The following is an 18,092-nucleotide window of genomic DNA, read 5'->3' as shown; positions in this document are numbered from 1 at the left end:
GCTTTTCTTTTGTCTGATGGTAATGGGGACGCTGCTTATGCGCGCTCGGCCAAGGCGGGCTCGCCCTTCTTCTCACGCACCAGATTGACGAAGCGGCGGAAGAGGTAGTGGCTATCCTGCGGGCCGGGGGAGGCTTCCGGGTGGTGCTGCACGGAGAAGACCGGCTTGCCGGAAACGCGCAGGCCGCAATTGGTGCCGTCGAAGAGCGAAACGTGAGTCTCTTCAATGCCTTCCGGCAGCGTGCTCGCGTCGACCGCGAAGCCATGGTTCATCGAGACGATCTCGACCTTGCCCGTCGTGTGATCCTTGACCGGATGGTTGGCGCCGTGATGGCCCTGATGCATCTTCGCGGTCTTGGCGCCGAGCGCGAGGCCGAGCATCTGGTGGCCGAGGCAGATGCCGAACAGCGGGATATCCGTCTTCAGCAGATCCTGGATGACGGGAACGGCGTATTCACCGGTCGCAGCCGGATCGCCGGGACCGTTCGATAGGAAGATGCCGTCCGGCTTCAGCGCCAGCACGTCGTCGGTGGATGCCGTTGCCGACAGCACGGTGACCTTGCAGTCGAGGCCGGCAAAGAGGCGCAGGATATTGCGCTTCACGCCGTAGTCGAGGCAGACGACGTGATACTTGGCGTCGGCAGCCTTCAGCTCGCCATAGCCTTCGTTCCAGATCCAGGGCGTCTGCGACCATTGCGACGACTGGCCGGAGGTGGCGACCTTGGCGAGGTCGAGACCTTCCAGGCCGCTCCAGGCCTTGGCGTCCGCCTTCAGCTGGTCGATGTCGAAGACGCCGTTCGGGTCGTGGGCGATGACGCCGTTGGGCATGCCGTTTTCACGGATCCAGGCGGTCAGCGCGCGGGTGTCGATGCCGTACATGCCGATGATGCCGCGGGCCTTCAGCCACTGGTCTAGATGCTTGGCGGCGCGATAGTTCGAAGGATCGGTGACATCGGCCTTGAAGATGACGCCGACGGCGCCGTGCCGGGCGGCGGGCGTCAGGTCCTCGACGTCTTCCTCGTTGGTGCCGACATTGCCGATGTGAGGGAAGGTGAAGGTAACGATCTGGCCGAGATAGGAGGGGTCGGTCAGGATCTCCTCATAACCTGTTAGCGCCGTGTTGAAGCAGACTTCGGCCTGGACCTTGCCGGTCGCGCCGATGCCCTTGCCTTCGATCACGGTGCCGTCGGCGAGAACGAGCAGGGCACTCGGCTTTTCAATTGTCCATGGAGCTGTGGCGGTCATTGTCATCCCGTTTCCGGCGTCATGCGCGGCCTTGAAAAGACCGGGGGCTTCCGCCATGTTTGTCGCAGATTGCAGCCAGCGACATGCGTCGCGGCTTGAGACCTTAATATCGATCTAATGTGCAGGTGTTGGACATAACCAAACAAGGCGTGCCGGTCAATGCGCCGTTTTCGTTTCCTGCCAGGGAATTCGCCGAGTTTTGGCCGCGGGCATGCAATTGCATTGATCGCCGCTCATGGTCTATGAGACTGGCAACATGAAATGAGAGGCCGGGCGATCGGCGCCGGCCTGCTTAGGGAGTTAAAGACATGATCCGCGAAACGCTTTCCAACGCCCAGAAGGATGCCATGAGGGCCAAGGATGCGGCGAGGCTTTCGACCGTGCGCCTGATCCTGGCCGCCATCAAGGACAAGGACATCGCCAATCGCGGCTTGGCCAAGGAACAGGCAAGCGACGACGAGATCCTGCAGCTGCTCGCCAAGATGATCAAGCAGCGCGAAGAGTCGGTGAAGATGTATACCGATGGCGACCGTCCGGAGCTGGCTCAGAAGGAGCGTGAGGAAATCACGGTGATACAGGGCTTCATGCCGGAACAGCTCTCCGAAGAAAAGGTTCGCGAGATTTGCGCGGCCGTCGTGGCCGAGCTCGGCGCCCAGGGCCTGAAGGACATGGGCAAGTGTGTTGCGGCGCTGCGCGAACGCTATGCCGGGCAGATGGATTTCGCCAAGGCTTCGGCGATCCTCAAGGATCTGTTGAAGTAAATTTTATCTGTTCGAGGCCGCGCTCTGGCGCGGCCAAAACGATGTCCGATTCTCGGCGTACTGCATCGACATAGGCTGAAAATAGAGAAGGCAGGAGCTGGGGGAGCTCCTGCCTTCTTGCGCTTTGCAGCCGTTTGATGACGCAGGGTGGGGCCCAAAAATCAAACGTCTATTGCAAAGGCACCCAGGTGAGGCGGCGCCGGGGGTAGGGATGGTGCCTCACCTGGGGATCGGTTAAATCTTATCTGGTGATCCTAACCTGCTGTTGCAAATTCATGTCTTGCGATTCCAGCCAGGATATCTGAACTTTGACACCGGCCTTGAGAGCCGGCACTTTCATATCGACAGGAAGCTGGTAGCCAGCATCCGTATAGAGTACGTTCGTGGCTGCCACAGGTGCTGCGCCATCCGTCATCGTTGCCGAGCTATAGTTAGCTGTGGCGAAGAGAGCGGCGGCGGCAAAGGGTACCAGCAGAACGCGCATTTCATCTCCTAAACTGAAAACCTGTACCTGTGGCTTCCTGTTCGTCGGGACGTCTAGGCATGTCGCGTCGCGAACCATGTTGTTCGCCGGCTTGTCTCGTCCTGTGAGATGGAAGCTATTGCGCTGCACATGAACAATCAAATTACAAAAAAATAATGTTTGACTTACGAACCATGCCGCAAATGTGCCACCAAGCGGGAAGATCGCGCGCGCCTCGATCTTCGGCCAATGGTTGCGGCGGGTGTTGTCGCACTCTCCTGTTGTTAGCTGGAGTGGTGGGCAAGTATTTGCTTTTTCATCATTTTCCTTTTGCGGAGAAGCAGCCTTCCAGATGCACATAAAAGCTGCGGGGAGTCGTGGCGGTTTCTGTCGTCAATGATGTCAAAATCGCTTTTCAGGAGGGTGCGGGAACATTAACAACGCCACTGCAATCACGGTCTTGTGATCGGAGTGGTTGATTGTTGACCTATGCACGAGGGGCTGTGAATAGCGGGCGTGGTGAAGGGTTCCTCGTGGCAATGCGCGCTGTTCCTGCTTATAAGGGGGCAAGCCAGAGGTAATTATGCGATTTTCCAATACGTTTCTCGATGAGATTCGCGACCGCGTTCCCATTTCGGACGTGATCGGCCGCCGTGTGACGTGGGATCGGCGCAAGACCAATGTGCCGCGCGGCGACTATTGGGCCTGCTGCCCGTTCCATGGTGAAAAGTCACCGAGCTTCCACTGCGAGGACCGCAAGGGCCGTTACCATTGCTTCGGCTGCGGCGTCACCGGCGATCATTTCCGCTTCCTGACCGATCTGGAGGGGCTGAGCTTTCCGGAAGCCGTGCAGCAAATTGCCGATATGGCCGGCGTTCCCATGCCGATCGCCGATCCCATGGAAGCGAAGCGCGAAAAGGAACGGACATCGCTGCTCGACGTCATGGAGATGGCGACGCAGTTCTTTCAGGATCAGCTACAGACGGCAAACGGGGCGAGGGCGCGTGCCTATCTGCGCGATCGCGGCCTGACCGGCCGCACCATCGATACCTTCCGTCTGGGCTATTCACCTGATAGCCGCAATGCGCTGAAGGAATTTCTGTCCAGCAAGGATGTTGCCAAAGAACAGATCGAAGCCTGCGGTCTGGTGGTGCATGGCCCGGATATTCCCGTCTCCTACGATCGCTTCCGTGATCGCATCATGTTCCCGATCCTGTCTTCGCGCGAAAAGGTCATCGCCTTCGGCGGCCGGGCGATGTCGCCGGACGCACCGGCGAAATATCTCAATTCCAACGAGACCGAGCTCTTTCACAAGGGCAACGTGCTCTACAATTTCACCCGCGCGCGGCGTGCTGCCCAGGGGAATGATGGCTCAGGGACGATCATCGCCGTCGAAGGCTATATGGACGTCATCGCGCTGCATCAGGCAGGCGTGGAGAATGCCGTCGCGCCGCTCGGCACGGCGCTGACAGAGAGCCAGCTTGAACTCCTTTGGAAGATGACGCCGCAGCCGATGCTCTGCTTCGATGGTGATGGTGCCGGTATCCGCGCCGCCAATCGTGCCGCCGACTTGGCGCTGCCGCATATCAAGCCCGGCCGAACGGTCCGTTTCGCGCTTCTACCTGACGGCAAGGATCCGGACGATCTCGTCCGCCATGATGGCCGTGCGCCCTTCGATAAGGTGCTGGCGCAGGCAAAGCCGCTGGCGGAGATGATCTGGAGCCGCGAAACCAGCAACGGCACCTTCGACACACCGGAGGCGCGCGCCGAGCTTGAAGCGCGGCTGAAGCAGATGGTTTCGGTTATCGCCGACGAGAATGTCCGCCGTCACTATCAGCAGGATATTCGCGACCGTTTGAACGGCCTGTTCCAGCCGCTGTTCCGGCGCAACGACAATCAACAGGGGCGCGGTTTTTCCCGCGACGGCAACGGTCGTTCCTTCGGGGGGCGTGGTGGACAGGGCGGTAATCGACCGGTGGCGGTCAGCACGAAGGCGTCTGATCGTTTGATGCGTTCGGGCATGATCAAGGGCCATCAGGATATTCCCGGCCTGCGCGAAAGCGTGCTGGCGGTGACCATCGTCAATCATCCGTTGCTGTTGCAGGATGAATACGACGAGATCGCCGCGATCGACTACGAGAGCCGCGAATTGCAGCGCCTATGGTCTGCCATGCTCGGCGCTGCCGCGACCATACCGGCTCAGCAGCTGAGCCGAGAGCGGTTGCTCGAACAGCTGGAAGAACAGGGTTTCGCCGCTTTGCTGAAGACCCTCGACCAGCAGGTGCGCAATGCCCGTCTCTGGACGGCGACCGAGGAAGCGGCAATGGAGGATGCGCGCGAGGGCTACCGCCAGGCGCTCGCGCTCCATAAGCGCTCGAAGGCGCTGCGTTGGCATAAGATCGAGCTGGAGCGCGCCGTTGCCGAGGCGACGGAAGAGGGCGACGGCGAACTCATTGAACAGTTGATGCGCGCTTTGCAGGAAGTGCAGCTCGAAGCCTTGCGGCTGGAAAACCAGGAAGCGATTATCGACGGCTTCGGGGTGCTTTCCGGCCGTATCAAAGGGCCCGCAGGGAAGTAGGGGATAGATGTCACAGCCGGATAGACAGGAACCGCGGTTTTCCGCCGACAATGCGCTGTTTGCGGATCGCAGTTCCGCTGCGGCACCGCTCGACATCCTCAAGCGGGTCTATGGCTATTCCGCCTTTCGCGGCAAGCAGCAGCAGGTGGTCGAGCATGTTGTGGCCGGCGGCGATGCAGTGGTGCTGTTTCCGACAGGTGCCGGCAAGTCGCTGTGCTTCCAGATTCCGGCGCTTTGCCGCGATGGCATCGGCATCGTCGTCTCGCCGCTGATCGCCCTGATGCGCGATCAGGTCGAGGCGATGAAGCAGCTCGGCATCCGCGCGGCGGCATTGAATTCATCTTTGTCGCGTGAGGAAGCGAGCGATATCTATCGCGCTGTCTCCAGCGGCACGCTCGATATGCTCTATGTCACGCCCGAGCGCATTCTGACCGATGGGTTTCAGCAGATGATCGCCAGGGCGAAGATTGCCCTGTTTGCGATCGACGAGGCGCATTGCGTCTCGCAATGGGGACATGACTTCCGGCCGGAATATCGCGACCTCGGCAAGCTTGCGGAACTCTTTCCCAATGTGCCGCGCATCGCACTGACGGCAACGGCCGATCCGCATACGCGCGACGATATCATCGAGCGGCTGGGGCTCGATAACGCCAAGGTTTTCACCACCAGCTTCGATCGGCCGAATATCGCCTACGAGATTGTCGAGCGCGACCAGCCGCGCCAGCAATTGCTGCGCTTTCTCGATGGTCATCGTGGCGATAGCGGCATTGTCTATTGCCTGTCGCGGGCCAAGGTCGAAGATACCGCGGAATGGCTGAACGGGCAGGGCGTTCGCGCGCTTGCCTATCATGCCGGCATGGACCGCTCGGTTCGTGATGCCAATCAGGACGCGTTTCTAAAGGAAGAAGATCTTTGCCTGGTGGCGACGGTTGCCTTCGGCATGGGCATCGATAAGCCGAATGTGCGCTATGTCGCTCATCTCGATCTGCCCGGCTCCATCGAAGCCTACTATCAAGAGACAGGCCGCGCCGGACGCGATGGACTGCCTTCCGAGGTCTGGATGGCCTACGGCATGGCTGACGTCATCCAGCGGGGGCGAATGATCGATGAGGGCAACGCGGCGGACGAGATCAAGCGCGTCGAACGCGCCAAGCTCAATGCGTTGCTTGCGGTCTGCGAGACGGCCGGCTGCCGGCGGCAGGCGATCCTGGCGCATTTCGGCGAGGCCCATGGCGGCGGTTGCGGCAATTGCGATACTTGCTTGAAGCCGGTCGAGACCTGGGACGGGACGGAAGCGGCGATCAAGGCTCTGGCCGCCGTCTATCGCACCGGCGAACGCTTCGGCACCGGCCATGTCATCGATGTGCTGATAGGCACGGTCAATGAAAAGACCGAGCGCTTCGGCCATGTGAATATGCCGGTCTTCGGGGCCGGCAAGGATATTCCCTCCCGCACCTGGCAATCCGTCTTCCGGCAATTGCTGGCAAACGGCTTTATCAGCGTCGATCACACCGCCTTTGGCGCGATGAAGCTGGAGGCGGAGGCAAGGGCCGTGTTCAAGCACGAACGTCAGGTCTTCTTCCGCAAGGATCGTCCGGAAGCAAGGCGCGGGGCGAAGAAGGCGGCGCGAATGGAAAAGCGGCAGTCGAGCCTCTCGGGCGAGGCACAGCCGCTGTTCGACGCGCTGAGAGCAGAACGCACGAAAATCGCCAAGGAGCTCGGCGTGCCGCCCTATGTCGTTTTCCCGGATACGACGCTGATCGCCTTTGCGACGGAGCAGCCGACGAGCCGCAACGCTCTGCTCGGGATTTCAGGCGTCGGGCAGGCGAAGCTGGAACGCTATGGGGATGCGTTTTTGAAGGTCATCAAGAATTTCACTGGCCGGTGATATTCGGGTGCTACACCTGTTCACATTCTGACGGTCATGCCGCCATCGACGGTCAGGACATGGCCGTTGACGAAGGAGGCTGCGTCGCTGGCCAGAAACAGGGCGGCGCCCGCGATCTCCTCCGGCCGCCCCCAGCGTTGAACCGGAATGCGCTGGCGCACGAACGGGATGAGCTCTTCATTCGCGGCCATCGTCGCATTCGTTTCCGTTGCGAACCAGCCCGGGGCGATGGCATTGCTGGTGATGCCATACGGGCCGAATTCCACGGCCATGCCACGCATCAGGCCGGTCAACCCTTGTTTCGCTGCGGGGTAAACACAGTCGCCGGGCATGACGACCTGGCCGCTGATCGAGGTGACCGAGATCAGGCGTCCATGATTACGCTGTTTCATCAGGCGGGCGGCATCGCGCGAAAGCATGATCGAGGCGGCGAGATCCGTGTTGAGCAAAGCGAGGATCGCCTCGTCATCGAAATCGGCCAGCTGGCGCCTGTCGCGGGCGCCGACATTGTTGATCAATATATCGAGTCGACCATGATTTTTCTCGATATCCGCCATCGCCCCGCGCTGCGCCTCGCGGTCGGCAATGTCGAAAGCGGCGGCTTCGGCCATGCCGCCCGTTGCTCGAATGGTGTCCACGGCGTTGTTCAACGTCGCAGCCGTGCGTCCATTGACGATGACATGCGCTCCCGCATCGGCAAGCGCCTTTGCCATTTCAAATCCGAGGCCGCGTCCACCGCCGGTGACGAGTGCGACCCGGCCCGCGAGGGAGAATCTGTGAAATATGTTCATGGCTCTCCCTTTCTGCTGAGATCGACATCGACTTGCAGCAAAATAGTGGACTCAGTCAAGTAATTTTTGCAATAGCAATTGGCGGGGCAAGGCAGAGAACTTGCGTGTTTTTCGCTCGGTTCGACAGATAATATCGAACTTGCCCCGTATCGTGCCAGCGCCACGACGCTACGCATTTTTGCCGCTGCTGGATGCAGCAAGAGGCCTAATCCTGTGTTATTTCTTGGGCAGTTAGGCACTGTGACCAGCATCGGAATGCGACCATGACCTCTGCGTTCATATCTCACTTGCGTACGGAACTCGCCGGCCTGAAAGATGCGGGGCTGTACAAGTCCGAACGCGTCATCACCTCCAAGCAAGCCGGCGAGATTGCCGTTGCCGGCGGTGCGCGGGTGTTGAATTTCTGCGCCAACAACTATCTTGGTCTCGCCGACAATGAGGAACTGGCCGAGGCCGGGAAAAAGGCGCTCGATCGCTACGGCTACGGGATGGCCTCGGTGCGCTTCATCTGCGGCACGCAGGAGGAGCACAAGCAGCTCGAGGCGCGGATCTCGGCTTTTCTCGGCATGGAGGATACGATCCTTTATTCGTCGTGCTTTGACGCCAATGGTGGGCTGTTCGAGACGCTGCTGTCGGAGGAGGATGCGATCATCTCCGATGCTCTCAACCATGCCTCGATCATCGACGGTGTGCGGCTCTCCAAGGCGAAGCGGTTTCGCTATGCCAACAATGATATGGCGGCGTTGGAGGAAGAGCTGAAGAAGGCTGAGGGCAGCCGCTTCAAGCTGATTGCCACCGACGGCGTCTTCTCCATGGACGGCATCATCGCCAATCTCGGCGGCGTCTGCGATCTTGCCGAGAAATATGGCGCCATGGTCATGGTCGATGACAGCCATGCGGTCGGCTTTGTTGGTAAGCACGGCCGTGGATCGGCGGAATATTGTGGCGTCGAGGGCCGGATCGACATCATTACCGGCACGCTCGGCAAGGCTCTCGGCGGAGCATCAGGTGGCTACACCGCCGCGAAGGCCGAGATCGTCGACTGGCTGCGGCAGCGCTCGCGCCCCTATCTCTTTTCCAATACGCTGGCGCCGGTCATTGCGGCTGCCTCGCTTAGGGTTTTCGACCTCATCGACAACGGCGACGTCCTGCGAAACCGGCTCCGTGGCAATGCCGAGTTCTTCCGCAGCGAAATGACCAAGCTCGGCTTTACGCTTGCCGGCGCCGACCATCCGATCATTCCCGTCATGCTCGGCGATGCCAAGGTGGCGCAGGAGATGGCGGCACTGATGCTAAAAAAGGGCGTCTATGTCATCGGCTTTTCCTTCCCCGTTGTGCCGAAGGGGCAGGCGCGTATCCGCACGCAGATGTCGGCGGCGCATTCGCACGCTGATGTGGAGCGGGCGATTGCCGCTTTCGCCGAGGCGGGACGGGAACTCGGAATCATTTGAATCGGTTGGAGACGACAGATCATGTCGAACATGATGAAGGCGCTGGTTAAATCGAAGCCTGAAGTCGGACTATGGATGGAGCATGTTCCGGTTCCAGAGGTCGGGCCGAACGATGTTCTCATTCGGGTCAGGAAGTCGGCGATCTGCGGCACCGATGTGCATATCTGGAACTGGGACCAATGGGCGCAAAAGACCATTCCTGTGCCGATGGTTGTCGGCCATGAATTTTGCGGCGAGATTGCCGAGGTCGGTTCGGCGGTGACGAAATATCATGTCGGCGAACGCGTCTCCGGCGAAGGGCATATCGTCTGCGGCAAGTGTCGCAATTGCCGGGCGGGCAGAGGGCATCTTTGTCGCAACACGCTCGGCGTCGGCGTCAACCGCCCGGGCTCCTTCGGCGAATTTGTCTGCATTCCCGAATCCAACGTCGTGCCGATCCCCGACGATATTCCGGATGAAGTGGCGGCGATTTTCGATCCCTTCGGTAACGCGGTGCACACGGCACTGTCCTTCGATCTGGTCGGCGAGGACGTGCTGGTCACCGGTGCCGGTCCGATCGGTATCATGGGCGCCATGGTCGCCAAGCGCTCCGGCGCGCGCAAGGTTGTCATCACCGATATCAATCCGAACCGTCTGGCGCTTGCCCATAAGCTTGGTATCGACCATGTCGTCGACGCCTCGAAGGAAAATCTTGCCGATGTGATGAAGTCGATCGGCATGACCGAAGGTTTTGACGTTGGTCTGGAAATGTCGGGTGCTGCTCCCGCCTTCCGCGACATGATCGACAAGATGAACAATGGCGGCAAGATCGCCATTCTCGGCATCGCGCCCGCCGGCTTCGAGATCGACTGGAACAAGGTGATCTTCAAGATGCTGAACCTGAAAGGCATCTATGGCCGCGAAATGTTCGAGACCTGGTACAAGATGATTGCCTTCGTTCAGGGGGGACTCGACGTCTCGCCGGTCATTACCCACCGTATCGGCATCGATGATTTCCGCGATGGGTTCGAAGCGATGCGTTCCGGCAACTCCGGCAAGGTGGTAATGGACTGGTTTTGAACCTATTTGTGACCTGATGGCATCAGTATTGCCCGCAAACTGCGGAAATGAAAGCGTTTGACAAGGCTGCTCTTGTCATCGTGCGGGGACTTCCTAAATACGGGGAACAATTGTTTCCGGCGTGCGGAGCCTGTGGATAAGGCTTTTTCACGATTTTAACAGGCTTTTTTGCTGGAAAAGCTTGACGAGAGCAAAAATTATAGGAATCACCGTTTGTCCTCGGAAAAACGGTAAACTGGATCAGGCGGATCATTTATACCATGGCCGGAAATCCAAACGCAATCCAGCTTTGCTGTCCGGTGCCGGCGATCGTGGTTAATCAGGCATTAAAGGTCATTCCGTTAGGTCTTTGTCGGTGATTCGGGGCTGGCGCGAGGCGCGCCGGGCCAGAGCGGTCATTCACCGCGTATAAGTTTTAAGCGTCAGGGAAAGCGACGATATAGAGATGGCAACCAAGGTCAAAGAGAACGAAGAAGCTGAAGTCGAACGCGACGGCACCTCCGATGGCCCGCTTCTCGATCTTTCCGACGACGCGGTCAAAAAGATGATCAAGGCCGCGAAGAAACGCGGCTACGTGACGATGGACGAGCTTAACGCCGTCCTGCCGTCCGAAGAAGTGACGTCCGAACAGATCGAAGATACGATGGCGATGCTCTCCGATATGGGCATCAACGTCATCGAGGATGAGGACGTCGAAGAGGCGGGCGCGGCAACCAGCAGCGACGATGACGATTCGAGCGACGACGACAATGGGGAAGGCGGCGAACTCGCTCCTTCCACCGGTTCGGCGCTTGCAACCGCCAAGAAGAAAGAGCCGACCGACCGCACGGACGATCCTGTGCGTATGTACCTGCGCGAAATGGGTTCGGTCGAACTCCTGTCGCGCGAAGGCGAAATCGCGATCGCGAAGCGCATCGAGGCTGGCCGCGAGACCATGATCGGTGGCCTCTGCGAAAGCCCGTTGACGTTCCAGGCGCTGATCATCTGGCGTGACGAACTCAACGAAGGCACGACGCTGCTACGCGAGATCATCGATCTCGAAACCACCTATTCCGGCCCGGAAGCCAAGGCTGCGCCGCAGTTCCAGAGCCCGGAAAAGATCGAGGCGGACCGCAAGGCCGCCGAAGAGAAGGAAAAGGCCCGTCGCGGCCGTTCGCCTTCCGGCGATGACGACATCACCGATGTCGGCGGCGAAGGCTTGCCGGGCGAGGAGGAGGAAGAGGACGAGGACGAATCCAGCCTCTCGCTCGCCGCGATGGAAGCCGAACTGCGCCCGCAGGTGATGACGACGCTCGATACGATCGCAGAGACCTACAAGAAGCTGCGCAAGCTGCAGGACCAGCAGGTCGAGCAGCGTCTGTCGGCATCAGGCACGCTGTCATCGGCGCAAGAGCGTCGTTACAAGGAGCTCAAGGATGAGCTGGTCAAGTCGGTCAAGTCTCTGTCGCTGAACCAGAACCGCATCGACGCTCTCGTGGAGCAGCTCTACGACATCAACAAGCGCCTCGTGCAGAACGAAGGCCGGTTGTTGCGTCTTGCCGAATCCTATGGCGTCAAGCGCGATAGCTTCCTGGAACAGTATCAGGGCGCCGAGCTTGATCCGAACTGGATGAAGTCGATCGGCAATCTGGCTGCTCGCGGCTGGAAGGAATTCGCCAAGAGCGAAAACACCACGATCCGCGATATCCGCCAGGAAATTCAGAACCTTGCGACCGAAACCGGTATCTCCATCTCGGAATTCCGTCGTATCGTGCATATGGTGCAGAAGGGCGAGCGCGAAGCGCGCATCGCCAAGAAGGAAATGGTCGAAGCAAACCTGCGCCTCGTCATCTCCATCGCCAAGAAATACACCAACCGTGGCCTGCAATTCCTCGACCTCATCCAAGAAGGCAATATCGGCCTGATGAAGGCGGTCGATAAGTTCGAATATCGCCGTGGCTACAAGTTCTCCACCTACGCGACCTGGTGGATCCGGCAGGCGATCACCCGTTCGATCGCCGACCAGGCCCGCACGATCCGTATTCCGGTGCACATGATCGAAACGATCAACAAGATCGTTCGCACATCGCGCCAGATGCTGCACGAAATCGGCCGCGAGCCGACGCCGGAAGAATTGGCCGAAAAGCTCGCCATGCCGCTTGAAAAAGTGCGCAAGGTGCTGAAAATCGCCAAGGAGCCGATCTCGCTCGAAACGCCTGTCGGTGACGAAGAAGATTCGCATCTCGGCGACTTCATCGAGGACAAGAACGCGCTTCTGCCGATCGACGCCGCCATCCAGGCCAACCTGCGCGAGACGACGACCCGCGTGCTGGCCTCGCTGACGCCGCGTGAAGAGCGCGTGCTGCGCATGCGCTTCGGCATTGGCATGAACACGGACCACACGCTCGAAGAAGTCGGCCAGCAGTTCTCGGTCACCCGCGAACGTATCCGCCAGATCGAAGCGAAGGCGCTGCGCAAGCTGAAGCACCCGAGCCGCAGTCGCAAGCTGCGCTCGTTCCTCGACAGCTAAGCGGTTTCTGCCGTTACGAGATCAAAACCCGGTTCGCGACAGCGAGCCGGGTTTTTTGTTAGCAACAAGTCGCAGTATAGGCTTGGACCATGATGAGCGCTCCGCCTGAACTCCTCGAAACCTCTTTGCCAGCGCGGCTGCGAGATCTGCTTCTCGGTTATCGCTGGGCGGCGGACGAACTCGGGCGCTCCTCAGCTAGTGTTTTCCGTTTGGAAGCGGGGGGACGGCCGTCTCTTTATCTCAAGAGTGAAATCGTCAGTCCGTTCAGTGAATTGGCGGGCGAAGTTGCAAGGCTTCGGTGGCTTGGTGCGCAGGGTCTTGTCTGCCCGAAGGTCATCGCTCATGAAGCCAGCGGCGAGCGTGAATGGCTGTTGATGGACGCGCTTGGTGGGGCAGATCTCGCCAGTGCGTCTTCTATCTCACCCTTGGAACGCGTGCGGATGCTAGCGGAAGCGCTGCGAGATCTTCATGGGATAAGCATCGATGCCTGTCCGTTCGATCATCGATTGGAAGCAAGGATTGCGGCCGCGAAAGCCCGTATGCTCGCCGGCTACGTCGACGAGACTGATTTCGATGAGGCGCGATTGGGGCGAGCGGCGGCAAGTCTTTTTCGCGAACTTGAAGAGCGCAGGCCGGTAGCGGAAGACCTCGTCGTCACTCACGGCGATGCCTGCCTGCCGAACTTTGTCGCCGCCGGTCACCGTTTCGCCGGCTATATCGATTGCGGCCGTCTCGGCGTCGCCGACCGCTATCAGGATATAGCGCTGGCCTGCGGCAGTATCGTGTATAACTTCGGTGAAGCGCTGGTTACGCCCTTCCTGGAGGCTTACGGGATATCCGAGTTGGATGCGGAGAAAATGGACTATTATCGGCTTCTGGACGAGTTCTTTTAGCTGTGGGCGCATCGGCAAAGCCGTTGAGCGATCACGCAGGTGTGTTTGCCGGGCATTGCGGAGCCGCCAAGGGCCTGACAATCTGTCTTTTCGCAATTGCCTCTTTCGGGCCGCATTGTTGCCCACCATATGTCGAGTGTCTGTCGCAGCTCGATCTGTCGTTTTCGGTAAGGTTCTGATGAAATTGATATGCGTTTTCCCATCGGCTGCTCTTGTCCGGCGAGCCGTTCGCTGAGCGATGGAACAGGCCGTGACAAAGCAGGATGAGAAGATCGGGCGGGGCTTTGTCCTGTCGATCCTCCTGCATGTCGTGCTGGCGGCCATTTTCCTGCTCCGGCCATTGATGATGCCGCCGCAGGCGGCGCCGCAAGAGAATGTCAACGTTGAGCTTGTGCCGCAGCCGCAGGAGCAACAGGAGAACGCAACGAAGCCGAAGGAGGCTTCCGGCCAGGTTCCGACGCCGACGCCGAAGCCGAACGAGAAGACGCAGCAGGCGGAAGCGCAGAAACAGCCGGAGCAGAAGCCCGGTGATCCCAAGGCGCAATCGGATCAGCAGGACAAGGCCGAGGCTGAAAAGGCGGCGCCTCCCGCAAGCGATCCAAGCTCCAATACACCTACGCCGAAGCCTGAACAGCAGGCTACGGCGGAGGAGACACCCCTGCCTGACATGAAGGGGGAGGAGAAGGATCCCTCGACCACACAGCAGGCGGATGCCTCGGCACAGGCAGATGAAGCGCCAGCTGCGAACGATGGCCGAGCCGAAGAGCAAGCCGCAGCGCCGCCGGTCGCCAAGGACTCTGATGCCCAGACTGCGCAGGCCGATGCCGCATCGCAGGCCAACGATCCTGATCCGCAGCCGCAACAAACGCAGGCCCCCCCCTCTGCGCCCGCCGAGCAGGCCAAGGCTGCTTCGCCGGTAGCCGACCCCGATTCACGCGACCCTGCCTCAATGCCGAAGCCGAAGGAGCTTGCAACGGACCAGCCTTCGGACGCGCAAGTGGCTCAGCCGGAAGCTCCGGTGACGGAACAGGATGGCACGGATACGCAGGAGAAGGCGGCGGCGACATCTGACCCCGAGACGGAACAGGCGAATGCCGCCGAGCCCGACCCGCAACAGCCGTCATCAGCCGACAGCAAGGTTGATCCACAAATCACCGTGCCGACCGTTGCTGGTCCTCAGTCGCAGCAGCCGTCAAAGGAGCAGGCTGCGTCGGACAATAAAAGCGATCCGGCGACCGGAACGTCCTTCGTCACCGAACCCGATGTCAAATCGCAACAGCAAGCCACTAAGGATAAGTCCGGAGGACAGAAGGGACAGTTCACACAGGCTAAGAAACTCTATTCCGGCAGTGAAATGGCCAAGCTGTCCAAGAGCGACTATGATGCCTGGAAAAAGCTGCCGCGACGCCAGCGCATTTCGTATCTTTGCCAATCGGAGGAAAAGTTGCAATTCGGTCATGACCTGAATGCGATTTCTTTCGTCAATTCTGCGCTGTCGCCGGCCATGGTTTCGGACACCGGTTCCTTCGGCAACGGCCAAGTAGTTCAAACTGCCAAGGGCTGGCAGCAAGTCAAATTCACATGCCAGGTCGACGCTGATGCCTTGAAGGTGATCGCCTTCTCGCACGCCGTTATCGGACGTGTCCCAAGAGGGCAACTTGATAGGCTTGGCTTGCCTGAGTTTTGATCTGGCAACACCCGTCCCATCGCTTTGAAACAATAGTTTATTTCAGCGCCAATCGAAATTCGGCCCATTTCATCGTACAATTGCTCACAGCACCGCGATTCAATTTCCCTCCCTTTGCATTGCTCAATCCGATGACATCGATCACTGCCGATTCCAAATCCTTGGCCGCCGGCCATTCCACGCTTCGCGGTGTCCTGGTGGCATTCGCGTCCTACGCCGTCTTTGCCTTCAGCGATGCGTCGATCAAGATGCTGCATGGGACGCTGCCATCTTATCAGGTGGCCTTTATCGGTGCGCTTTTCGGCTTCGCCGCCGTCCCGTTCCTGAAGAGGCGCGACGATGACTGGGTGGATATGGTCAGGACGTCGAACCGTCCTCTTTGGATGCTGCGTTTTGCCTGTGGTGCTACCGGCGCCATATGCTCGATCGTCGCCTTCACCAAGCTGTCGATGGCAGAGGCATTTGCGCTGCTGTTCCTGTTGCCGTCCTTCGTCACTATTCTGTCGGTCGTCTTCCTGAAGGAAGACGTGCGCTGGCAGCGCTGGACGGCGGTGATCCTTGGTTTTATCGGCGTGCTCATCGTGCTGCGGCCGGGCTTTCGCGAGCTTTCGATCGGTCATCTTTGCGCAGCGTTCGGTGGCCTGGCGGCTGCGATCGGGATCGTCATCAATCGGGCGCTCGGGGCGAAGGAGAAACGAATTTCGCTTTATGGCGCGGGCCTCTTCGGCACGCTCATCGTCAGCGGTCTTCTGATGCTTTCCGAAGTGTCGATGCCGACGGCTGGGCAATGGCTGTTCCTGGCGAGCTATGGGCTGCTTGGTGCGGTCGGCAACGTGCTGTTGATGACCGCGGCGCGCATGGTGCCGGCGAACCTCGTCGCCCCTCCGCAATATAGCCAGATGATCTGGGCGATCGGCTTCGGCTATCTTCTCTTCAACGACGATATCGACCTGCCGATGGCGTTGGGCATCACGCTCATCATTTTCTCCGGCCTGCTGACGCTGGCGCGTGAGCGCAAGCGAGGCACGCCTCTGCCGACCGCCGTCACCGCCAATACACAGGCGGCATTGGCGACCGCGCAGGAGAGGCCAGAGACGTGACGTGTGCCTCGCCGACAGCTTTCAGCAGGGTTGAAGGGTGAGGCACATGAAGACCGGCCAGTTCAAAATGTTTCGCTCTCATGTCGCTGGCATCAGGGCTGTGAAAGCCGAAACGGGATATAGCTTTCCTAAGCATACGCATGACCAATTCGGCATCGGTGTCATCGAATCCGGCGCGCATGCGTCGCTCAGCGGGCGTGGACTGGTGCGGGCCGAGGCCGGAGATGTCATCTGTTTCAATCCGAATGAAGTGCATGACGGCATGCCCATCGGCGAAAGCCGGGCGTGGACGATGCTTCACTTCGATCCGCGGGTGATCGGCGATCTGCTGAACGATATCGGCGAGGGTGGCATGGGCGAGGTGGAGTTTCCGTCGCCTGTCATCCGCGATAGCCAAGTGGCGGCATGTTTCAAAGCCCTGTTCCCGCTCTTGGTCGGCAACCCTGAGCCACGGAATGCGCTGTTGCGGGATGGGCTACTGTTATCGCTCGTTGCCGCTGTGATGCGCGAGGGCGTGCAGACATCGCGCGATGTTGCCGTTCCTGCCTCTATCAGTCGTGCTCGCGATCTGATCGAGGACGATCCCTCAGCCCCTCTGACGCTTGCCGAACTCGCTGATACCTGCGGGCTCAGCCATTTTCAGTTTCTGCGAGCATTCACCAAGGCGACGGGGCTCACGCCTCACGCCTATCTCTTGCAGCGTCGTATCCACGAAGCGCGGCGGCTGATCGCGGTGGGCACGCCATTGGCCGAGGCGGCCTTTGCCAGCGGCTTTGCGGATCAAAGTCACATGACACGCCTCTTCGTGCGCAATTTCGGCATATCGCCAGGCCTCTATGCGGCAGCGGTTTGCTAGGCTTTTGCAATTTTGTTCAAGACCGGGCGATGACGACGGGCTTTTCTGCGGCGGCAAATCAGAACCGCGCAGAAGGAAAAATCATGCATTTCCGCCATTCGAACGAGATGTGGAGCGAATTCCCCGAGCTGGTCCCCGGTGCGCTCTTTGTCGAAGGGATCACCGCGAATGCCGACGTCACGGATCCCGTTGCAAAATTCCACGCCATTGCCGAGGAGCGGCTGGCGGCGGGTTCGGAAAGTGAGATGCCGGAGATACAGGCCTGGCGGCGTACCTTTTCGAAGATGGGGCTGAAGCCGACGCAGTATCGTTGTGCCTCCGAAGCGCTGCTTCGCCGCTTCCGTCAGGAAAATTCGCTGCCGCAACTGCATCCGCTGGTCGATCTCTGCAACGCCATCTCCATCGCTTTCGCCATTCCAATCGCCGTCTTCGATCTGGCGAAGATTTCGGGCGATCTCGAGGTCAGGCATGCGACTGGACGCGAGACCTACCTGACGTTCTCCGGCGAGACGGAGCATCCGGAGCCGCGTGAAGTGATTTTCGCCGATGACGCTGATCGGGCGCATGCCCGGCGCTGGACCAATCGGCAGAGTGGCCTTTCCGCTGTTCGCGAGGATACGCGATCGGTACTGATCGTTGCCGAGGCGATGCACGAGGCGGCTGGCCGTGATGTGCCGAAGCTGATTGAGACCATTGCGGCGGAGCTTGCCGCCGCCTGGGCAATCCAAGCAAAGACCGCGCTACTCAGCCGCTCTTCACCACGTTTTGATCTCTAGCCTCATGCTTTTTGCAGCGAAAGACCGATCGAGACA

At 59.7% G+C, this 18,092-nt stretch carries 14 protein-coding genes; 11 read left to right on the top strand and 3 right to left on the bottom strand.

The window, feature by feature from the left end:
* Positions 1-35 precede the first annotated feature (35 nt).
* A complete protein-coding gene (gene carA / locus AC1RO0_RS04240; RefSeq protein ID WP_498591683.1) occupies positions 36-1,244 on the bottom strand; it encodes a glutamine-hydrolyzing carbamoyl-phosphate synthase small subunit in 1,209 nt (402 codons plus the stop codon).
* A 308-nt stretch (positions 1,245-1,552) separates the two neighbouring features.
* On the opposite strand from carA, the gene AC1RO0_RS04235 reads away from it, so the two are divergent.
* Positions 1,553-2,005, top strand: coding sequence for a GatB/YqeY domain-containing protein (locus tag AC1RO0_RS04235; RefSeq protein ID WP_498591682.1), 453 nt, complete (start codon positions 1,553-1,555; stop codon positions 2,003-2,005).
* A 241-nt stretch (positions 2,006-2,246) separates the two neighbouring features.
* On the opposite strand, the gene AC1RO0_RS04230 is transcribed toward AC1RO0_RS04235, so the two are convergent.
* Positions 2,247-2,828 (bottom strand): hypothetical protein, encoded by a 582-nt coding sequence (locus tag AC1RO0_RS04230; RefSeq protein WP_498591681.1) that lies wholly within the window; start codon positions 2,826-2,828, stop codon positions 2,247-2,249.
* A 223-nt stretch (positions 2,829-3,051) separates the two neighbouring features.
* Here AC1RO0_RS04230 and dnaG point away from each other — a divergent pair, with 223 nt between their 5' ends.
* Positions 3,052-5,046 carry a DNA primase gene (dnaG, locus tag AC1RO0_RS04225; RefSeq protein ID WP_498591680.1) on the top strand — a complete coding sequence of 665 codons (1,995 nt, stop codon included), beginning with the start codon at positions 3,052-3,054 and terminating at the stop codon, positions 5,044-5,046.
* A gap of 7 nt (positions 5,047-5,053) precedes the next feature.
* A complete protein-coding gene (recQ, locus tag AC1RO0_RS04220) occupies positions 5,054-6,934 on the top strand; it encodes a DNA helicase RecQ (RefSeq protein WP_498591679.1) in 1,881 nt (626 codons plus the stop codon).
* Positions 6,935-6,954: 20 nt separating this feature from the next.
* On the opposite strand, the gene AC1RO0_RS04215 is transcribed toward recQ, so the two are convergent.
* Complete coding sequence (locus AC1RO0_RS04215; RefSeq protein WP_498591678.1) at positions 6,955-7,725, bottom strand: SDR family oxidoreductase; 771 nt, start codon at positions 7,723-7,725, stop codon at positions 6,955-6,957.
* 263 nt (positions 7,726-7,988) lie between these two features.
* Between AC1RO0_RS04215 and AC1RO0_RS04210 the strand changes: the two genes are divergently transcribed.
* The 8 genes from AC1RO0_RS04210 to AC1RO0_RS04175 all read left to right on the top strand — a co-directional run bounded on the left by AC1RO0_RS04210 (position 7,989) and on the right by AC1RO0_RS04175 (position 18,056).
* Positions 7,989-9,176 carry a glycine C-acetyltransferase gene (locus AC1RO0_RS04210; RefSeq protein ID WP_498591677.1) on the top strand — a complete coding sequence of 396 codons (1,188 nt, stop codon included), beginning with the start codon at positions 7,989-7,991 and terminating at the stop codon, positions 9,174-9,176.
* A gap of 21 nt (positions 9,177-9,197) precedes the next feature.
* Positions 9,198-10,235 carry an L-threonine 3-dehydrogenase gene (gene tdh / locus AC1RO0_RS04205; RefSeq protein WP_174052052.1) on the top strand — a complete coding sequence of 346 codons (1,038 nt, stop codon included), beginning with the start codon at positions 9,198-9,200 and terminating at the stop codon, positions 10,233-10,235.
* Between the two features lie 445 nt (positions 10,236-10,680).
* Positions 10,681-12,744, top strand: coding sequence for an RNA polymerase sigma factor RpoD (gene rpoD / locus AC1RO0_RS04200; RefSeq protein ID WP_007701617.1), 2,064 nt, complete (start codon positions 10,681-10,683; stop codon positions 12,742-12,744).
* 89 nt (positions 12,745-12,833) lie between these two features.
* A complete protein-coding gene (locus AC1RO0_RS04195; RefSeq protein ID WP_498591676.1) occupies positions 12,834-13,637 on the top strand; it encodes an APH(3')-II family aminoglycoside O-phosphotransferase in 804 nt (267 codons plus the stop codon).
* A gap of 250 nt (positions 13,638-13,887) precedes the next feature.
* Positions 13,888-15,324: a DUF930 domain-containing protein gene (locus AC1RO0_RS04190; protein ID WP_498591675.1), complete on the top strand. Its 1,437-nt coding sequence runs from the start codon at positions 13,888-13,890 to the stop codon at positions 15,322-15,324.
* 131 nt (positions 15,325-15,455) lie between these two features.
* On the top strand, positions 15,456-16,424 hold the full coding sequence (locus tag AC1RO0_RS04185; RefSeq protein ID WP_498591674.1) for a DMT family transporter: 969 nt from the start codon (positions 15,456-15,458) through the stop codon (positions 16,422-16,424).
* Positions 16,425-16,470: 46 nt separating this feature from the next.
* Complete coding sequence (locus AC1RO0_RS04180) at positions 16,471-17,280, top strand: AraC family transcriptional regulator (RefSeq protein WP_498591673.1); 810 nt, start codon at positions 16,471-16,473, stop codon at positions 17,278-17,280.
* An 83-nt stretch (positions 17,281-17,363) separates the two neighbouring features.
* Positions 17,364-18,056 carry a B3/B4 domain-containing protein gene (locus tag AC1RO0_RS04175; RefSeq protein ID WP_498591672.1) on the top strand — a complete coding sequence of 231 codons (693 nt, stop codon included), beginning with the start codon at positions 17,364-17,366 and terminating at the stop codon, positions 18,054-18,056.
* The last annotated feature ends 36 nt before the right edge of the window (positions 18,057-18,092 follow it).

This window comes from Rhizobium sp. GW821-FHT14E12 (assembly GCF_058803745.1).
This window is presented reverse-complemented; position numbering and strand designations above follow the sequence as displayed.

What these genes read in the sequence shown, in the direction of transcription:
- AC1RO0_RS04235 (WP_498591682.1), top strand. Translation starts at nt 1,553, where the DNA reads ATGATCCGCGAAACGCTTTCCAACGCCCAGAAGGATGCCATGAGGGCC.
- AC1RO0_RS04185 (WP_498591674.1), top strand. Translation starts at nt 15,456, where the DNA reads ATGACATCGATCACTGCCGATTCCAAATCCTTGGCCGCCGGCCATTCC.
- dnaG (WP_498591680.1), top strand. Translation starts at nt 3,052, where the DNA reads ATGCGATTTTCCAATACGTTTCTCGATGAGATTCGCGACCGCGTTCCC.
- AC1RO0_RS04195 (WP_498591676.1), top strand. Translation starts at nt 12,834, where the DNA reads ATGATGAGCGCTCCGCCTGAACTCCTCGAAACCTCTTTGCCAGCGCGG.
- carA (WP_498591683.1), bottom strand. Translation starts at nt 1,244, where the DNA reads ATGACCGCCACAGCTCCATGGACAATTGAAAAGCCGAGTGCCCTGCTC.
- tdh (WP_174052052.1), top strand. Translation starts at nt 9,198, where the DNA reads ATGTCGAACATGATGAAGGCGCTGGTTAAATCGAAGCCTGAAGTCGGA.
- AC1RO0_RS04175 (WP_498591672.1), top strand. Translation starts at nt 17,364, where the DNA reads ATGCATTTCCGCCATTCGAACGAGATGTGGAGCGAATTCCCCGAGCTG.
- recQ (WP_498591679.1), top strand. Translation starts at nt 5,054, where the DNA reads ATGTCACAGCCGGATAGACAGGAACCGCGGTTTTCCGCCGACAATGCG.
- rpoD (WP_007701617.1), top strand. Translation starts at nt 10,681, where the DNA reads ATGGCAACCAAGGTCAAAGAGAACGAAGAAGCTGAAGTCGAACGCGAC.
- AC1RO0_RS04215 (WP_498591678.1), bottom strand. Translation starts at nt 7,725, where the DNA reads ATGAACATATTTCACAGATTCTCCCTCGCGGGCCGGGTCGCACTCGTC.
- AC1RO0_RS04230 (WP_498591681.1), bottom strand. Translation starts at nt 2,828, where the DNA reads ATGTGCATCTGGAAGGCTGCTTCTCCGCAAAAGGAAAATGATGAAAAA.
- AC1RO0_RS04210 (WP_498591677.1), top strand. Translation starts at nt 7,989, where the DNA reads ATGACCTCTGCGTTCATATCTCACTTGCGTACGGAACTCGCCGGCCTG.
- AC1RO0_RS04180 (WP_498591673.1), top strand. Translation starts at nt 16,471, where the DNA reads ATGAAGACCGGCCAGTTCAAAATGTTTCGCTCTCATGTCGCTGGCATC.